Source organism: uncultured Xanthomarina sp. (assembly GCF_963971605.1).
Taxonomy (GTDB): Bacteria; Bacteroidota; Bacteroidia; order Flavobacteriales; family Flavobacteriaceae; genus Xanthomarina; species Xanthomarina gelatinilytica.
Genome location: NZ_CAXATZ010000005.1, coordinates 105026 through 121322, shown reverse-complemented (window position 1 = coordinate 121322; position 16297 = coordinate 105026). Strand labels below are relative to the sequence as shown.

The window sequence follows — 16297 nt, the reverse complement described above, 5'->3', positions numbered from 1 at the left end:
CAGGAGAGGCTTAAAATAAGACTTCAAGAATGAAGCAAAAGGTTGCTCGAAATTCATTTTCAGCAACCTCCCATTCCATTAAATTTTGGACCAACAGGAGAGGCTTAAAATAAGACTGATTATACAAGAACCAAAACACCCCAAGGAATTTAATTCTTTGGGGTGTTTTGGTGTTTAAATTTAATCTATTTTTAAATATAGTCTAACAGGCTTCTTTTTTGTTTAAACAATAATCCAATGCTCCTGAAGGGCATTTTTTAATTTGATTGATAATTTTTTTTGTAGAAGCACCATCCAGGTCTATCCAAGGGATTACAGAATCTCTAAATACGTTTGAAAGTTCTTTGGCACAACGTTCTGCATGGATGCAAACACGAGGATTGTAGGTCACAGTAATATCTTTATTACTGAAAACATTTGGGTTATTTGTTTCCATAAGTAGATCATTTTTGGGGCTATGATACTAAATTAAATGTAAATAACTATAAATTTTAAAACACATTTATACGATTAAATGTATGAAAAATTCGATTAAAAACAACTTAAAAACAATTTATTCGATGAAATGCAGCTCTTTTTTTAATTGAATTCTGAAGTAAAATGAAACTTTATGTTTGGATATTTCTGTTGTGTCATTTGTAAAGAAAAGGGTGAGTCGGCCAAAAAAACCAGTTGATTTTGCTTGTCTTTTGCTAAAAAACGTTGTTTGACTCTCAAAAACTCCTTGTATTCTTCGCTTTTGGGATCTTTGGCCTCTACCCAACAAGCTTTGTGCACATTTAAATTTTCATAGGTACATTTGGCACCATATTCATGTTCCAGACGGTATTGGATCACTTCGTATTGAAGCGCTCCAACGGTTCCAATAACTTTCCTTCCATTTAATTCCAAAGTGAATAATTGGGCAACACCTTCATCCATTAACTGGTCTATACCTTTGTATAATTGTTTCGATTTTAAAGGATCTGCATTGTTAATATACCTAAAATGTTCAGGAGAAAAACTTGGAACCCCTTTGTAATTAATCACTTCGCCTTCAGTTAGGGTGTCGCCAATCTTGAAATTTCCTGTGTCGTGCAATCCAACAATATCTCCAGGATAGGAGACATCAACAATTTCCTTTTTTTCAGCAAAAAAAGCATTCGGACTGGAAAATTTAAGGTTTTTACCATGTCTTACATGAAGATAAGGCGTGTTCCTTTTAAATTTTCCTGAAACAATTTTTATAAATGCTAAACGGTCTCTGTGGTTGGGATCCATATTGGCATGGATTTTAAATACAAACCCTGAAAATTTTTCTTCTTCTGGTTTTACCAGTCGCTCTTCGCTTTGTTTTGGTCTTGGTCTTGGAGCAATTTCTACGAAACAATCTAAAAGTTCCCGAACCCCAAAGTTGTTTAAAGCTGAACCAAAAAAGACTGGCTGCAATTGGCCATTAAGATACTCTTCTTTATTGAATGTAGGATATATACCTTCTACCAATTCTATTTCTTCACGAAGTGTATTGGCAGCCTTGTCGCCAACTAGTTTGTTTAATTCTGGAGACTGCAAATCGGAAATCTCAATGGTTTCTTCAATGTTTTTTCTGCTGTCACCACTAAAGAGATTGATGTTGCCTTCCCACAAATTATAAATACCTTTAAAATCGTAACCCATCCCAATAGGAAAACTTAAAGGAACCACATGCAATCCAAGTTTTTGCTCAATTTCATCCAAAAGATCGAAGGCGTCTTTTCCTTCACGATCCATTTTATTGATAAAAACTATCATTGGGATGTTTCTCATTCTACAGACTTCAACCAATTTTTCAGTTTGTTCCTCAACCCCTTTTGCAACGTCAATAACTACAATTACGCTATCCACTGCAGTTAGCGTTCTAAACGTATCTTCAGCAAAATCCTTATGTCCAGGCGTATCCAAGATATTGATTTTTACATCGTTATATTCAAAGGCAAGTACAGATGTAGCCACAGATATTCCACGTTGCCGTTCAATCTCCATAAAATCGCTGGTTGCACCTTTTTTTATTTTGTTGCTTTTTACGGCTCCAGCTTCCTGGATCGCACCACCAAAAAGTAGTAATTTTTCGGTAAGAGTGGTTTTTCCAGCATCAGGATGCGAAATAATACCAAAAGTACGTCGTCTGTTAATTTCCTTTATAAAACTCATAATATTGTTGCAAATGGGTTGCAAAGATAGGATTATTCAACACAAATTAAATGAATGTTTTCACAGCTTTTTTATTTTATGAAAAGTTTCACGTATTTTTATTGTTTTGATTGGTATTTTTACACGATGATTGAAGAACAGGTAATTTTAGTAAACGAAAACGATGAACAAATAGGTTTGATGCCAAAAATGGAGGCACACGAAAAAGCCTTGTTGCATCGTGCATTTTCAGTATTTGTTTTTAACGATAAAAACGAATTGATGCTACAGCAACGTGCGGCACATAAATACCATTCCCCTAAACTCTGGACCAATACCTGTTGTAGCCACCAACGCGCTGGTGAAAGTAACGTAGAAGCTGGAAAGCGTCGTTTGCAGGAAGAAATGGGTTTTGTTACAGAACTGGAAGAATCCATTTCGTTTATTTACAAAGCCCCTTTTGACAATGGCTTGACAGAGCACGAATACGATCATATTTTAATAGGAAAGTACCAAAAAGCACCTAACATCAATCCAGAGGAAGTTTTGGATTGGAAATGGATGTCTTTGGAGGCTGTAAAATCTGATATGAGCCTGAAACCTGAATTATATACTGAATGGTTTAAAATTATATTCGAAAAATTCTACGAACACATAAATATTACTGAAAAATGAAAGTAACCGTAAGTAGAAAAGCTCATTTTAATGCAGCCCATAGGTTGTATAGAAAAGATTGGAGCAACGACAAAAACAATGCTGTATTTGGTAAGTGCAACAACCCTAACTATCATGGCCACAATTACGAACTGATAGTAAGCGTAACAGGCGAAATTGACAAAGAAACAGGCTATGTTATTGATATGAAAGTTTTAAAAGAACTTATTAGGGAAGAGGTGGAAGACGCTTTCGATCATAAAAATTTAAACGAAGACGTTGAAGATTTTAAAGACCTGAATCCAACTGCTGAAAACATTGTGGTTGTTATTTACAACAAATTAAAACCAAAACTGGAACCAAAACTAAAACTAGAAGTAACCCTTTTTGAAACGCCTCGTAATTTTGTAAGTTATTCTGGAGCATAAACGTTCTTTAAGTTATTATATTCCTGCACGTACATTTTTTTGTTTAACACACTATGAAAGCCAACTTGTATCCTATAAAATTTCATCCCATCTTAAAAGATAAACTTTGGGGAGGGGACAAACTTAAAACCTTACTTAATAAAGACTGCCATTTGCCGAACATTGGCGAAAGTTGGGAAATAAGCGATGTTGAAGGAGATACATCTTTGGTAGCCAATGGGAGTTTGGAAAACCAATCCTTAAAACATTTGCTAAGTACATATAAAGGAGATTTAATTGGCGAAAAAAATTACAAGCAGTTTGGAAACACCTTTCCTTTACTTATTAAGTTTATAGATGCCAAAGAAGATTTATCCATTCAATTGCATCCTAATGACGAATTAGCAGCCAAACGTCATAATTCTTTTGGAAAAACTGAAATGTGGTATGTCATGCAAGCCGATCCAGGTTCTAATTTAATTGTAGGTTTTAATCAAGAAATGACTTCAGAAACCTATTTGAAACATCTTAATGAAAAAACGCTGCCCAGCATTTTAAATTTTGATGAAGTAAATACTGGCGATGCTTATTTTATAGATGTGGGAAGAATCCATGCCATTGGAGCTGGCGTATTGTTGGCAGAAATCCAGCAAACCAGTGATATAACCTATCGTGTGTATGACTGGGATCGTTTGGACGATAAAGGACAGTCTCGGGAATTGCATAACGATCTAGCCATTGACGCCTTTAACTTTAACATGCCAGATAATTTTAGGGTAGCTTACAGTAAAGCAGAGAACCAATCCAATAATATGGTTAGTTGCCCATACTTTACCACTAATTATTTAAAAATTACAAAACCAATAAAAATTGAAAATCTATACGACTCTTTCATGATTTATATGTGTGTAGCTGGAGAAGCCACCATAACTGGTCCAAACTTCCAGGAGTTCTTTAAAACAGGTGAAACCATTTTGGTTCCTGCAATGATAAAAACCTTTGAAATTACTTCTAAAAATGCAACACTATTAGAAGTTTATGTTTAATTTTGCAACTAAATAAATTTAAAAAAATGGCAAATAAAAGAGATTTAAAAAAAGACATCAATTATGTGTTAGGAGACATTATTGAAGCAGTATATGTTTGGGAATACTCAAATACAGATAAGGACACTAAAAAAAGTGAAGCAATCATAGACGAAGCTATTGCTACCTTCGATGAGTTAATTGCAAAAGTAAATGACAGAAGTGTGGAAGACAAAAAAGCTCATTTCAAGGCCATTAACAAGGAGTTGGAAGACAAAGGCAGAGCTTTAATTGAAAAAATCAATAAACTAGGATAAAAACAGAAAAAAATATTTGCAAATATTTTTTTCAAGATTATATTTGCATCCTGTTTTGCCGATGTAGCTCAGCTGGCTAGAGCAGCTGATTTGTAATCAGCAGGTCGTGGGTTCGAGTCCCTCCATCGGCTCTTAAGAAGTTCAGTAAATATACTGGACTTTTTGTGTTTAATGGATTTATGTTCAATAGAAAAAAACAGGAAGGACGATAGGTTTATCCTGAGCACTGTCGAAGGAAGTCCCTCCATCGGCTCTTAAGAAGTTCAGTAAGTATGCTGGACTTTTTTGTTTTAAATCGAGTCTTTATCTTTTTTTAACCATGAGAAAAACCCCTTTTTCCTTTTCTTTTTAAAGGGTTTTTCACTTTTTTTATTGCCAAACAATTGTTTAAAGAAGCTTTCTTCTTTTGTAAGTTCACAATCAATAGCTTTTAATATTTTTTCCGAAGGCTTTACAAATCTGGCCTGACTTATGTTTTGATAGTTGGGGTCCGAATTCAGTTTTTGTAAAAACTTAGCAAACATAGGTAAAGCAGAATTGGCTCCTTGACCAATATTTGTATTGCTAAAACCTATCTGCTGATTGTCGTTGCCAACCCAAACAACAGTAACCAGTTTAGGCATAATACCTACAAACCAGCCATCTTTATTGTCTTGGGTCGTTCCTGTTTTTCCAGCAATATCATTGGAGAAATTGTAAGTTGAACGCAACCTGCTTGCAGTACCATTGTTTACCGTTTCTTTTAAAAACTCCAACATTACCTGTCTGGTATCTTCGCTAAACGCTTCTGTTTTTGGTGTTTCAGGATTTAAATCTTCATATGTTGCTATCACATGTCCATTTTTATCTTCAATTTTAGTAATAAAAACAGGTTTTGACGGCTTGCTTTGGTTTACATAAGTGGTATAAGCAGTGGCCAGTTCCATGAGGCTTAAGTTTGATGTTCCCAAAGCTATGGCTGGTACTTTTTCTATATCACTTTTAATGCCCATGGCATGCGCTTGTTCTATCACCTTGTCTATTCCCGTTTCTTGTAATACTTTCACCGAAATAGTATTTACAGAGCGACTTAATGCATATGCTAAAGAGTAATTTAAGTCTTTGTTTTCTACTTCCGAAGCATTTTTTGGAGTCCAATTATTGACATCTGTATAAGTTACCTCTTTAATTGAAAAATAGGAGCAAGGTTCCATGCCATTTTCTAGAGCAGCTGTGTAAACTATAGGTTTAAACGTAGAGCCAACCTGTCTTTTACTTTGTGAGACATGGTCGTATTGAAAATATCTGTAATCAATTCCCCCTACATAAGCTTTTATGGCACCTGTTGTAGGTTCTAAAGAAAGCATTCCTGCATTTAGGAATTTTGAATAATATTCCAAACTATCCAGTGTTGAAAGGTTTTCAACAGTGGGCTCATCCCAAGAGAACAATTCGGTTTTATGCTTTTTGTTCAAGGAATCCTCAATGGCTTTGTCTGATAAGTTTTGCTGTTTTAGCTTTCTATATGTTTTCAAACGTTTTTTGGCTGCCAAAAAAGCAGGTTTGTTTTTTAACCAAGGCGCATTTTGTCCATAAGCTTTTTCAAATTGACGTTGTAAGCTTGCCATGTGTTCTTGCATGGCCTCTTCTGCATAGCGTTGCAAATTATTATCCAAAGTGGTATAGACTTTTAAACCATCATGATAGATGTTGTAAGCTTCCCCATCTGGATTTTTATATTTTTTTTCTTGAAGAATGGCATCCAACTGCTTTTTGATTTCTGCTCTAAAATAAGGAGCCAAACCTTGGTTTGGTGCATAATATTGATAATCCAGTTCAATATCTTTATTGATTACGGCTTTTGCTTCCTGCTCTGTTATTAAGTTTTGATTTTTCATTAATTGAATCACCAAATCCCTACGTTGTTGCGAACTCTCTGGGTACAATCTAGGATTATAGCCAGTATTGGCTTTTAAGGTTCCAACAAGGGTTGCTGCTTGAGAGAGGTTTAAAAGTCGCGTTTTTGTGTTGAAAAATTTTTGTGAAGCACTTTCAATGCCATAGGTATTGTCTGGAAACGGAACTGTATTAAAATACAAAGTAAGAATTTCCTTTTTGGAGTAAATGTCCTCGATACGTCTGGCAACAATACTTTCCCTAAGTTTATTGACCACAATACTTAAAAAACCGTAATCTTTTCGTCCATATAGGTTTTTGGCCAATTGTAAGGTAATGGTACTTCCACCTCCCGAAGATTTATCGGAAAGCAATATGGTTTTAAAAAACACCCTTAATAAACTGGTATTGTCTATACCATTATGTTCATAAAAACGTGTGTCCTCGGTTGCTATTAGCGCATCGATTAGATGTTGTGGGAAATCGTTATAGCTTATGGACTGTCTGTCGTAAATGTAAAACTTTCCTATCAGGTCGTTGTTGGTGTCCAGAACCTGTGTGGCCTGGCTTTGCTTAAGGTTTGCCAATTTTTTGGCTGAAGGAATTTCTCCCCAAAAGCCAAAATAAATACTGCCATAAAAGCATAGTAGTACTGCAAAAGTTATAAAAAAGCCATAGGCAATCCGTTTTGCCCAAGTTTTTAATTTCTGGTTTTTAGAAAACATGGTGTCAATTTCTATTTACAAAGAAACGACATATTAAAAAGAAGCGTATAAAATGAATGTATTAAATATGAAAATTTGCTATTGGTACTCTTTTATTCAGCTTTTCTTATGGCTAAATACCCATCTAAAGCTTTACCGTATTTAGAAGCTTTAACTTTTGGTGTTAGGGCATTGTTTATGGTGTCCAGCCATTTTATTTGCGCATCGTAAACTTCTGTTAAAGCCAGATAAGGAGCTACCTCGCTATCCTTATTGTTTACGGCAAAATTTACCACATACAAATATCTGCTTTTGGTTAAATTATTCATAGCTTTTGTGCTGGCTTCAATTTTAGCAGAGTCGTTTGCTTTTTTGGCATCAAAATTTTCCTTGATGAGATCTAGGTTTTTCTCATTGTATCTGGTAATCACCTTTAAAAAATCTTCGTAAAGCTTTTGTTGGGTAGAACCTGTTATTTTAGCATCTGTCACAAAGTTTTTTAGAGTGGTGTTGATTTCTGTAACACCTTTATCAGCAAAAAATACAATTCGCGTATTGTTTTCTTTGCTGTTGTTTTTGTCCAAACGTAAATAAAAAGCTTCAGGAGATTCCAGATCGCTTTGTAATTCAAACTCCGAAACCCCATTTAATGAAACAGAATCTACAATAGTGATGGAAGAGTCTTTTTCCTTTTCAAGGTATACTGTTCCTTTTTTTAAACCTTTTACATGACCTTTAACAATTAAGTCAGGATCTTTTCCACAAGAAATTAAAGACACAAGAACAAAAACAAGGGCTAACTTTTTCATATTACTATTAAGAATTTTGGAGCGCAAATATCATATAAAAATTAAAGATATACTAACCTCCTGCAGCGAATTTCATTAAAATAGTACAGCCTATGGCAGCAATGGTTCCTATGGCATAACCAAACACAGCTAGAAGCACACCAACAGTGGCTAAAGATGGATGAAATGCCGAAGCCACAATAGGAGCAGAGGCTGCGCCACCAACGTTTGCCTGGCTTCCAACAGCTAAGAAAAAATAAGGAGCTCTAATAAGCTTGGCAATCAGTATCAATAACATGGCATGTATGCTCATCCATACCAAGCCTACAGCAATCAATCCAGGATTATCAAAAATGGACATTAAATCTATTTTCATACCTATGGAAGCCACAAGGATGTAGATAAAAACACTTCCAAATTTACTGGCTCCTGCACCTTCGTAATTTTTGGCTTTTGTAAAGGACAGTAATATGGCAACAAGTGTTGCGATACTAATCATCCAAAAGAACTGGGAATCTAAAAAGGTAAAGGTGTTTCTAAGGGTTTTAGACTCTATATTGTTGACCACGCTTTCAAAATAAGGTGCTAAGAAATTGGCACACATATGAGAGATGCTAACAGTTCCAAAAGCAATGGCAACAATAATCATGATGTCTGTTAAAGAGGGATTTCGTTTGACGCTTTTGGCAAAGGTGGTTACTTTTTCCTTTAAAGCTTCTATGGCAGAATTATCTGCTCTTAACCATCTATCAATAGCTTTAGATCTTCCAATTCCTATTAAAATTATGGCCATCCATATATTGGCAACCACGATATCCACAAATACCATTTTACCATATTCGGATTGGTTGTATTCAAAAATTTCAAGCATTGCTGTTTGGTTGGCTCCACCACCAATCCAGCTTCCTGCTAGGGTAGAGAGACCTCTCCAAACGGCATCAGGCCCAACACCACCAACAGTTTCTGGAGAAACCATAGAAATCAATAAAATGGCAATGGGTCCTCCAATTACAATCCCTACAGTTCCTGTAAGGAACATAACCAAGGCCTTCCAGCCCAAATTAAATACAGCTTTTAAATCGATGCTCAAGGTCATTAACACCAATGCTGCAGGTAATAAATACCTACTGGAAACATAATATAAGCTGGTGCTGTGCTTTATCACTTCGCCAGAATCTGAAGTTGTTTCCCATTCTGGGGCAATAAGTCCAAGAGTGGTTAAAACGGCTGGTAACATATATGCCATAAAGAGGCCAGGAACAATTTTATAGAATTTTGGCCAAAACCCTGTTTTAATGGATTCTGTATAAAAAATAAAACCTAACGTAAGCATTAGGAGTCCAAAAACAATCGTATCGTCTGTAAAAATTGGAGCTTGTTGCATGTTCTGTATTTTTTAAGATGCTGCAAAATACCAAAATAAATGGGTATAAAAAAAGCAACTTTTTTAAAGTTACTTTTTTTCTGTTTTTTTTGGTTCTCTGTTGTGTTCTTTGAGCTGCTGCATGAGTATCCACTCAATTTGTCCATTGGTGCTCCTGAACTCGTCTGAAGCCCATTTTTCAATAGCTTTCAGCATCTCTTCATTGATTCTTAATGCAAAGGCTTTCTTTTTTGACATGTTATTTTTTTATAAAAGCTTCAATTGTATTTATAAGTGCTCCAGACAAGGGATAGTCTGGTGAAAAATAAGTTTTCATATTATCCTGGTCGTTTTCTATGTTTTTTAAAATGTGGTTCATGTTTTCTATGATCACAATTTCAGATTCTGGTTTGACTTCATGCAATTTATTGGCTTCCTGCACTTTTACCTGAAGGTCTTTTGTGCCGTTTATAATCAATATTGGGATATCAAGTTTTTTTATTTCTTCGGAAGGGTTATAGGCCATCCACGAGATGAAAAATGGTTGATTGGGTTTGCTGAACAAATGTGCCAGTGCAGGATTTACGTTTTCTATGGTTCCAGTTTCTTTAAGCTCATTAATATGTTCTTTCGCCATTTGTCCCATTTCTTCACTGTAAAGTTTGTAGCTGTTAATAATGAAGGTTCCCATATCTTCACTAACGCCAGCCAACGAAATATATTTATCAACATGTTTTTGTGCAGCCAACATAGCAACCAAGGATCCTTGACTGTGCCCAATGAGTATGATACTGCTAAATCGGTTGTCGTCTTTAAATTTGGAAATGGCCAGGTTAGCATCTTCCACAAACCCATAAAAATCCATATCGTCCATTATAAATTTGATGTTTTCTTTGGTGGCACTTCTTTTATCGTATCTGTAAAAGGCAATCCCCTTGGCATTAAGGCTATCGGCTAATTGTTTGATATAGTTGGCTTTGATATTTGCTCCAGCTTGATTGCCGTTTCTATCCACATTCCCAGAACCATGAATAAAAATAGCCAAGGGCTGACTTTTTAACGTGTTGTTATATGTTAAGGTGCCAGGAAGCTGGATGCTATCGTTCCTCAACAAAATGTCTTCTGAAACCATAGGTTCTTGAGAAAATGAGAAAACAGCATACAATAAGATGGTAAAGAATAAAAACTGTTTCATGTGTTTACCTGTTTTTATCACGTTCCAAGACTATTCTCGCAGAATTTTCGGATATATGTACCACTTTCCAACCAGACATGGCGTGTTGATTTAATGTTTCTTCCAAGCGCTCGTTGTTTTTGCTTAAGCCCATTTTCCAGGAAATGACTTTATATTCTTTCATAATTTTAAGTTTAATGATTTAAAGTACCTGCATTTACAATAGGTGATGCATCTTTATCACCACATAATATAACCATTAGATTGCTAACCATGGCTGCTTTGCGTTCTTCGTCTAAATCTACAATTTGTTTTTTGCCTAATTCTTCAAGAGCCATTTCCACCATACTGACTGCACCTTCAACAATTTTATGTCTTGCTGCAACTATGGCAGTAGCTTGTTGGCGTTTTAACATGGCATTGGCAATTTCCTGCGCATAAGCCAAATAGCCAATTCTGGCTTCCAGAACTTCTATTCCTGCAATGGAAAGACGTTCGTCTATTTCTTTTTCCAAAGCTTCGCTCACTTCATTAACACTGGATCTTAAGGTAATGTCTTCGGCAAGGCCTTCATCGGCAAAATTGTCATAAGGATACATGCTTGCTAGTTTTCTAACTGCAGCATCTGTTTGCACACGCACAAAATTTTCGTAATTGTCCACATCAAAGGCTGCTTTATAGGTGTTTTGTACTCTCCACACTAAAATGGTGCTTATCATTACTGGATTGCCTAACTTGTCATTCACTTTTAAACGTTCACTATCAAAATTACTGGCACGTAAAGAAATTTTCTTTTTGGTATAAAACGGGTTTGTCCAATAAAACTCATTTTTTTTAATGCTGCCCACATATTTTCCAAAAAGTAATAAAACCCTGGAGTTGTTGGGTTGTACCATGATAAACCCTAAGGCAATAAACAAGGCAGTTGCAATGGATAAGACAAACCATGGATTTTTATAGGCAACTACAGCTGCTATACCACCAATAAATAATACTAAAAACACAAATAGCATTAAATAGCCATTGGCAGGAACAATAATTTTTTCTTCTTTCATGAGATGATATTTAGTTGGTTAATTTATTATGATATTAAAATGATATCATAAAGATATGTAAAAATTATTTGCCTTCAAAATTAAGTTTGGCACGATGATTGAAATATGTCATGTAAATTGATACTACACTAAAAACTTTTTAAAGAGTGTGGTTACTTTATAAAAAGGTAGTATTTCATATTTTTGGTTGGTTAGTTAAGAAAAGTGTCCTTTTTAGGATGCTTTTCTTTTTTATACTAGTAGATGAGAGATTTTAGTTAATAAAATCTGTAATGGCTGGAATGAGCTCTGGACTTAACTTTCTAAAAGACTCGTTATAGGATTTGGAGTTTTCAAGATTGTCCCCTAGTATGGGAAACATAACATGGTTCATGTTTTCAATTAATAACAAGTTGCCATTTTGAGCGTTGTTTTTTAACAGTTGGGCTTCAGCTACAGGAACCTGTAAATCTTTGGTGCCATTTATTATCAAAACAGGGATTTGTAATTCTGCAATGTGCTCTTGAGGGTTGTACTGCATCCAACTGCTCATAAAGACTTGGTTTTCTTTGCTGAATATGGATTCCAATGCAGGAGGATAGTTGGCAGTGGTTTCTCCAGCTTTTAATTTTTCAAAAGCCACTTTGGATGCGTCTTCCAGTCCAGGAACGGTTAGTTTTATTTGTTCCAGGATCACTTGGTCTATAGGTTTTGCTGAACCTGCAATGGAAACAAATCCGGATACATTTTCTTTGGATGCAAGCATCCCAACCAAGCTTCCTTGGCCATGACCTATTATATATAGCTCTTTAAAGGTGTTTTTTTCTTTGAAATAATTGACGATTGAAATTGCGTCAGAAACAAAATCATTGAAACCAATTTTTTTATCAACCCTTCCTTTTCTAATCTGTTTTACGATGCGTTTGTCATATCTAAATGTGGCTATGCCTTGGTTTGTTAAACCTTCTGCCAATTTTTTTAGAATATTGTTTTTTTGAAAATTTTGGTTTCCATTTCGGTCGGTTGGACCAGAATCCCCAATTATAATGGCCAATGGCGGATTGTTGATGTCATTGGGTGTAAGTAAGGTGCCATCTATGAAGCTATTTACGGAAACATCTTCTGTATTAAAATTGTTTTCTTGGGATATTACCAAATTGCTTAGACCAACAAAAAACATTAAAAGACACTTGAGTTTCATAACTATGATGGTTTTAAAATTAAAATCTTAAAAAAATCGATTCCAAATATAAACGTAAAATTAGCTTAAAATTATGTTTTAATGTTTTAAAATGTATCCAATTTTGAACTTTAAAACAGTGTATTTTGTCGGAAATTTATGTTATTTCACCCTTAAATGTTAAAAAAAGATGCATTTCATCGAAAATAATAGCTTTTAAACGTCAATATTCAAATTAAATTTTACATTTGAAGTGTACTAAAATATTACTTTTTAGTTCAATGGATTAATTAATTAATATTTGCATTATGTTGTTGATACTAGAGACCCTAAATCTAACTACATAATAAAGATGCAAATTAAACTAAACCGAGGTTGAGGGACCTCGGTTTTTTTATGCGATATACCTAAAGGTGAGGTTGATTCTTTTTCCAATGGGTTTTTTGGTTTTTGGAACTTGGTGCAGCCAATAATGTTGCATCTCACCTTTCATAATCAATAAACTGCCATGTTCCAATTCCAGTTTGTGATTTTCTGTGTTCAATGTTCGGTGCTTAAATTTAAACATACGTTTGGCTCCAAAACTTAGGGAGGCAATTACGGGATTGTTGCCCAGTTCTTTTTCATTATCTGCATGCCAACCGTTGCTATCGTTACCATCTCTATATAAATTGATCAGTACAGAGTTAAATTTGTGTTTGGAAATTATCTCTACCTCGTTTTTTATCTGTAATAACAGTTTATTGAAAGGATGAGGTTTCATGGTGATGCCGGAATAAGTGTAGGTCTTGTCATTCTCTGCATACAAGGCTGTTAACCTAGGTTGCTTATAGGTTTTTCCAAAAAGGCTTATATGGTCTTGCTGCCATGGAATATGTTGCAATAAGTCTTTAAAAATACTGTCTGCCTCCGGATTATGGTAAAACTCCGGTACATAAACCAACTTAGCTTGTGGTAAATTTAACATGTTTTTTTCTTGAGAAAACAAATCCATCATTTAATTTTTTTCTAAATTAGCCATAACCCTATGAAAATAAAAATAATCATACTAGCTTCTTTTGTACTTTGTTTGTTTTTAACAAACAAAAAAAAACAAACATTACCTGAAGGATTTGTTTATGCAACAGATGTGATACCTGATTTAAAAGTGGAATTGCGTTATTTTTCAACAAATAATTTTGTTGGAGACACCATTCAAGGTTATCATACCAATAAATTAATTGTTACCAAACCTACTGCCTTAGCCTTAAAGCAAGTTCAGGAAGAGCTTTTAAAACAAAATTTGTGTTTAAAGGTTTTTGATGGTTATAGACCACAACAGGCAGTAAACCATTTTATGGTTTGGGCCAAACAATGGAACGATACTTTAAACAAGCAACAGTTTTATCCAGATGTAAAAAAGAGGCACTTGTTTCGAGAAGGTTATATAGCCTCGAAATCTGGACACAGTAGAGGCAGTACTTTGGATGTAACCATAGTGAATGCTGAGACTTATGAAGAATTGGATATGGGAAGCCCTTACGACTTTTTTGGTGAAGCATCTTGGATCGATTATCAAGATATTTCTGATTCCCAAAAATCCAATAGACAGTTGTTGCAAAAGGTTATGTTAAAACATGGTTTCAGGAATTATTCCAAAGAATGGTGGCATTTTACCTTACGTAACGAGCCCTATCCTAAAACTTATTTTAATTTTCCTGTAAAGTAATTAGCAAAGCATTAAACATATCTGCTTTCAATTGCGAACCCATCTGGTTGTTTTTGGAAAATCTTTGATTGATTTCAAGCTCAATTCCCAAATAATTTATAGGAAATTGTTTTCTTAAGTAGGTTGTGAAACCATCTGCTTTACCTAGATAAGGGTAATTAAACCTGACTAAATACTTAGGGTTTTCTGCCACAATATGCGATTTAAAGATTTTACAGAATTGTTTTTCCAAAGATCTTTTGGTATCATACAGTAAACCTATATCTCCATGTCTTTCTACGGAATTCAATATTGGTGTAAAAGAATGTATCGATAAGTGCAAGACCGTTTCATTGGTTTTTAGATACGTTCTTATCCTATTTTCAACGTTATTTCTATAAACCAAATAGCAATCATCTATTAATTGTTTTTTTTCTGCTTCTGAAAGAGTTTTTGAAAATTCCGAAAATAAATCTTTATGGTGTAAGGATCTGTTAAGTTCAATTAACAAGCGACTGGTATCACTGAATATTGAAAAATGGGAGAGAGGTTTTAAGAATTGAAACAAATCCAAGGTTCCAGGATCAAAACCTCTATGTGTTTGCAAAACAGTTTCTTGCTTTTTAAAAAGAGGCTGGTACTTTTTTGGAACAAAATTCCCACCATGTTCACAGGTAATTACCAGTTTCATGTATTTGGGTTGTTTGATTTTTTCATGGCAAAAAAACTGTGTTTTTTTGTAAGCAATCCGCTAACCTTGAATAAACGTTTTTAATTTTTGCTTCAGTAAAATCTGTTCCTACAGCTTTTAAAATCCTGGTGGCCAAAGTACCTTCATTTAATATGGTTTCAATGCTTTCATGATGCGTTTCATGAATCTGATCTTTTGCCAAACCGTATAAATGTTTCCAAAGGTTTTTTACCGATACAGTTTCATGGATTAAAAATAAGTTCAAATAATCCAAGTTGGAAATGTGATAGTTTTCAGCATCTTTAATTATGGGGTTTAACACATTAAAAAGCTCCTGTTTTAGCCATTTTTTTTGTTGTTGTATTGGAGCCAGCTTTTTGTTTACAAGCAATTTAAGCACTTCAATAATCAAGACGCAGATGGCCATGTCTGCTTTTGGGCTTTCCTGTATGTCAACCAATCTTATTTCTATGGCATTTCTGTCAAAACGCGCTATGGCACCACGGGAATTTAAAAAATGATGATCTAGAATGTTATTGGTGTCATGTGGTTTAATGGCTTTTTTAATAGGCTCAAAAATGGTAGCGTAATAATCCACTTTTGTAAACACACGTTCTGGGATAACCAATCCGGTTAGTTCTGGGATTTCCTTTTGGTTGGTTTTGTAATATTCCAAACGTGCATCTTTAAACCCAGTGTTTTTACCTTCAAGTATGGGTGAACTGGCACATAAACCTGGAATAAGCGGTAATACAACCCGAATGGCAGCATGGAGTTTTTCAAACTCCTTATCGTCGTAAAAGGGTAAATTTATATGTGTACTCTGTACATTGCTCCAGCCATGCCCTTTACAATTGAAAATTCTATTGTACAATTCATAAACTTCACTGTAGCTGTGTTTCCAGAGCTCTGTGTCTCTTAGTGGGTTTAATAGAGGATGTGCGGCAGTTGGCAGCAAATGGGCTTGTAAGGGTTTTAAAATGGCATTGATTTCCAGGACATTTTTGTGAAATAAATCCGACAAAGCATCTAAATTGTCACTTGGTCCATTGGTTTTTAATTCCACCACATGAGCTACTAATTCATTGCTCCATGCAATTGCTCCATTTTCAACATCAGATGCCTGTTCTCCAGCTTTTGCACTTAAAAGTTCATCAACAATTGGAGCAGCTTTAAACGTGTTTTTATAAACCAGCATGTATTCCAACTCTATGCCATATACTTCGAACAAATGATATTTTTTACTCATG

At 34.8% G+C, this 16297-nt stretch carries 18 protein-coding genes and 1 tRNA gene; 6 read left to right on the top strand and 13 right to left on the bottom strand.

The genetic code is table 11. The features are described from left to right. Nucleotides 1–202: 202 nt before the first annotated feature. Both AACY93_RS03690 and AACY93_RS03685 read right to left on the bottom strand, forming a co-directional pair. Nucleotides 203–436: a (4Fe-4S)-binding protein gene (locus AACY93_RS03690; protein WP_286854467.1), complete on the bottom strand. Its 234-nt coding sequence runs from the start codon at nt 434–436 to the stop codon at nt 203–205. Nucleotides 437–579: 143 nt separating this feature from the next. Continuing rightward, a complete protein-coding gene (locus AACY93_RS03685) occupies nt 580–2169 on the bottom strand; it encodes a peptide chain release factor 3 (RefSeq protein WP_286854466.1) in 1590 nt (529 codons plus the stop codon). 126 nt (nt 2170–2295) lie between these two features. On the opposite strand from AACY93_RS03685, the gene idi reads away from it, so the two are divergent. The 5 genes from idi (at nt 2296) to AACY93_RS03660 (ending at nt 4682) form a co-directional block, all read left to right on the top strand. After that, nucleotides 2296–2823 (top strand): isopentenyl-diphosphate Delta-isomerase, encoded by a 528-nt coding sequence (gene idi, locus AACY93_RS03680; RefSeq protein WP_286854567.1) that lies wholly within the window; start codon nt 2296–2298, stop codon nt 2821–2823. After that, the gene (locus AACY93_RS03675) at nt 2820–3230 is read left to right on the top strand and encodes a 6-carboxytetrahydropterin synthase (RefSeq protein WP_007651822.1); all 411 of its coding nucleotides are present in this window, start codon (nt 2820–2822) and stop codon (nt 3228–3230) included. The genes idi and AACY93_RS03675 overlap by 4 nt, the downstream gene beginning before the upstream one ends. Before the next feature lie 53 nt (nt 3231–3283). Continuing rightward, nucleotides 3284–4255, top strand: coding sequence for a type I phosphomannose isomerase catalytic subunit (locus AACY93_RS03670; RefSeq protein WP_286854465.1), 972 nt, complete (start codon nt 3284–3286; stop codon nt 4253–4255). A gap of 26 nt (nt 4256–4281) precedes the next feature. Continuing rightward, entirely contained in the window at nt 4282–4551 is a 270-nt protein-coding gene (locus tag AACY93_RS03665; protein ID WP_040492693.1) for a hypothetical protein, read from the top strand. Between the two features lie 57 nt (nt 4552–4608). Then, nucleotides 4609–4682 (top strand) — tRNA-Thr (locus AACY93_RS03660). 159 nt (nt 4683–4841) lie between these two features. Here the strand turns inward: AACY93_RS03660 and AACY93_RS03655 are convergent. From AACY93_RS03655 to AACY93_RS03615, 9 genes are all read right to left on the bottom strand, one after another. Next, a complete protein-coding gene (locus tag AACY93_RS03655) occupies nt 4842–7151 on the bottom strand; it encodes a transglycosylase domain-containing protein (RefSeq protein ID WP_287005575.1) in 2310 nt (769 codons plus the stop codon). A gap of 92 nt (nt 7152–7243) precedes the next feature. Beyond that, nucleotides 7244–7939 (bottom strand): DUF4369 domain-containing protein, encoded by a 696-nt coding sequence (locus AACY93_RS03650; protein ID WP_286854463.1) that lies wholly within the window; start codon nt 7937–7939, stop codon nt 7244–7246. Nucleotides 7940–7991: 52 nt separating this feature from the next. Further along, a complete protein-coding gene (locus AACY93_RS03645; RefSeq protein WP_286854462.1) occupies nt 7992–9302 on the bottom strand; it encodes a DUF819 family protein in 1311 nt (436 codons plus the stop codon). A 69-nt stretch (nt 9303–9371) separates the two neighbouring features. Beyond that, a complete protein-coding gene (locus AACY93_RS03640; RefSeq protein WP_007648447.1) occupies nt 9372–9539 on the bottom strand; it encodes an Arc family DNA-binding protein in 168 nt (55 codons plus the stop codon). A gap of 1 nt (nt 9540) precedes the next feature. Then, nucleotides 9541–10476, bottom strand: coding sequence for an alpha/beta hydrolase (locus AACY93_RS03635; RefSeq protein ID WP_286854461.1), 936 nt, complete (start codon nt 10474–10476; stop codon nt 9541–9543). A 4-nt stretch (nt 10477–10480) separates the two neighbouring features. After that, on the bottom strand, nt 10481–10639 hold the full coding sequence (locus tag AACY93_RS03630; protein WP_007648450.1) for a DUF4177 domain-containing protein: 159 nt from the start codon (nt 10637–10639) through the stop codon (nt 10481–10483). Nucleotides 10640–10649: 10 nt separating this feature from the next. After that, entirely contained in the window at nt 10650–11510 is an 861-nt protein-coding gene (locus tag AACY93_RS03625; protein WP_286854460.1) for an SPFH domain-containing protein, read from the bottom strand. Between the two features lie 253 nt (nt 11511–11763). Further along, nucleotides 11764–12690: an alpha/beta hydrolase gene (locus tag AACY93_RS03620; RefSeq protein WP_286854459.1), complete on the bottom strand. Its 927-nt coding sequence runs from the start codon at nt 12688–12690 to the stop codon at nt 11764–11766. A gap of 373 nt (nt 12691–13063) precedes the next feature. Then, complete coding sequence (locus tag AACY93_RS03615) at nt 13064–13666, bottom strand: alpha-ketoglutarate-dependent dioxygenase AlkB (RefSeq protein WP_286854458.1); 603 nt, start codon at nt 13664–13666, stop codon at nt 13064–13066. 30 nt (nt 13667–13696) lie between these two features. Here AACY93_RS03615 and AACY93_RS03610 point away from each other — a divergent pair, with 30 nt between their 5' ends. Then, on the top strand, nt 13697–14377 hold the full coding sequence (locus AACY93_RS03610) for a M15 family metallopeptidase (RefSeq protein ID WP_286854457.1): 681 nt from the start codon (nt 13697–13699) through the stop codon (nt 14375–14377). On the opposite strand, the gene AACY93_RS03605 is transcribed toward AACY93_RS03610, so the two are convergent. Further along, entirely contained in the window at nt 14358–15047 is a 690-nt protein-coding gene (locus AACY93_RS03605; protein ID WP_286854456.1) for an N-formylglutamate amidohydrolase, read from the bottom strand. The two genes, AACY93_RS03610 and AACY93_RS03605, sit on opposite strands and share 20 nt — an antisense overlap. A 22-nt stretch (nt 15048–15069) precedes the next feature. Continuing rightward, the gene (locus tag AACY93_RS03600; protein WP_286854454.1) at nt 15070–16296 is read right to left on the bottom strand and encodes a glutamate-cysteine ligase family protein; all 1227 of its coding nucleotides are present in this window, start codon (nt 16294–16296) and stop codon (nt 15070–15072) included. Nucleotide 16297: the final 1 nt, after the last annotated feature.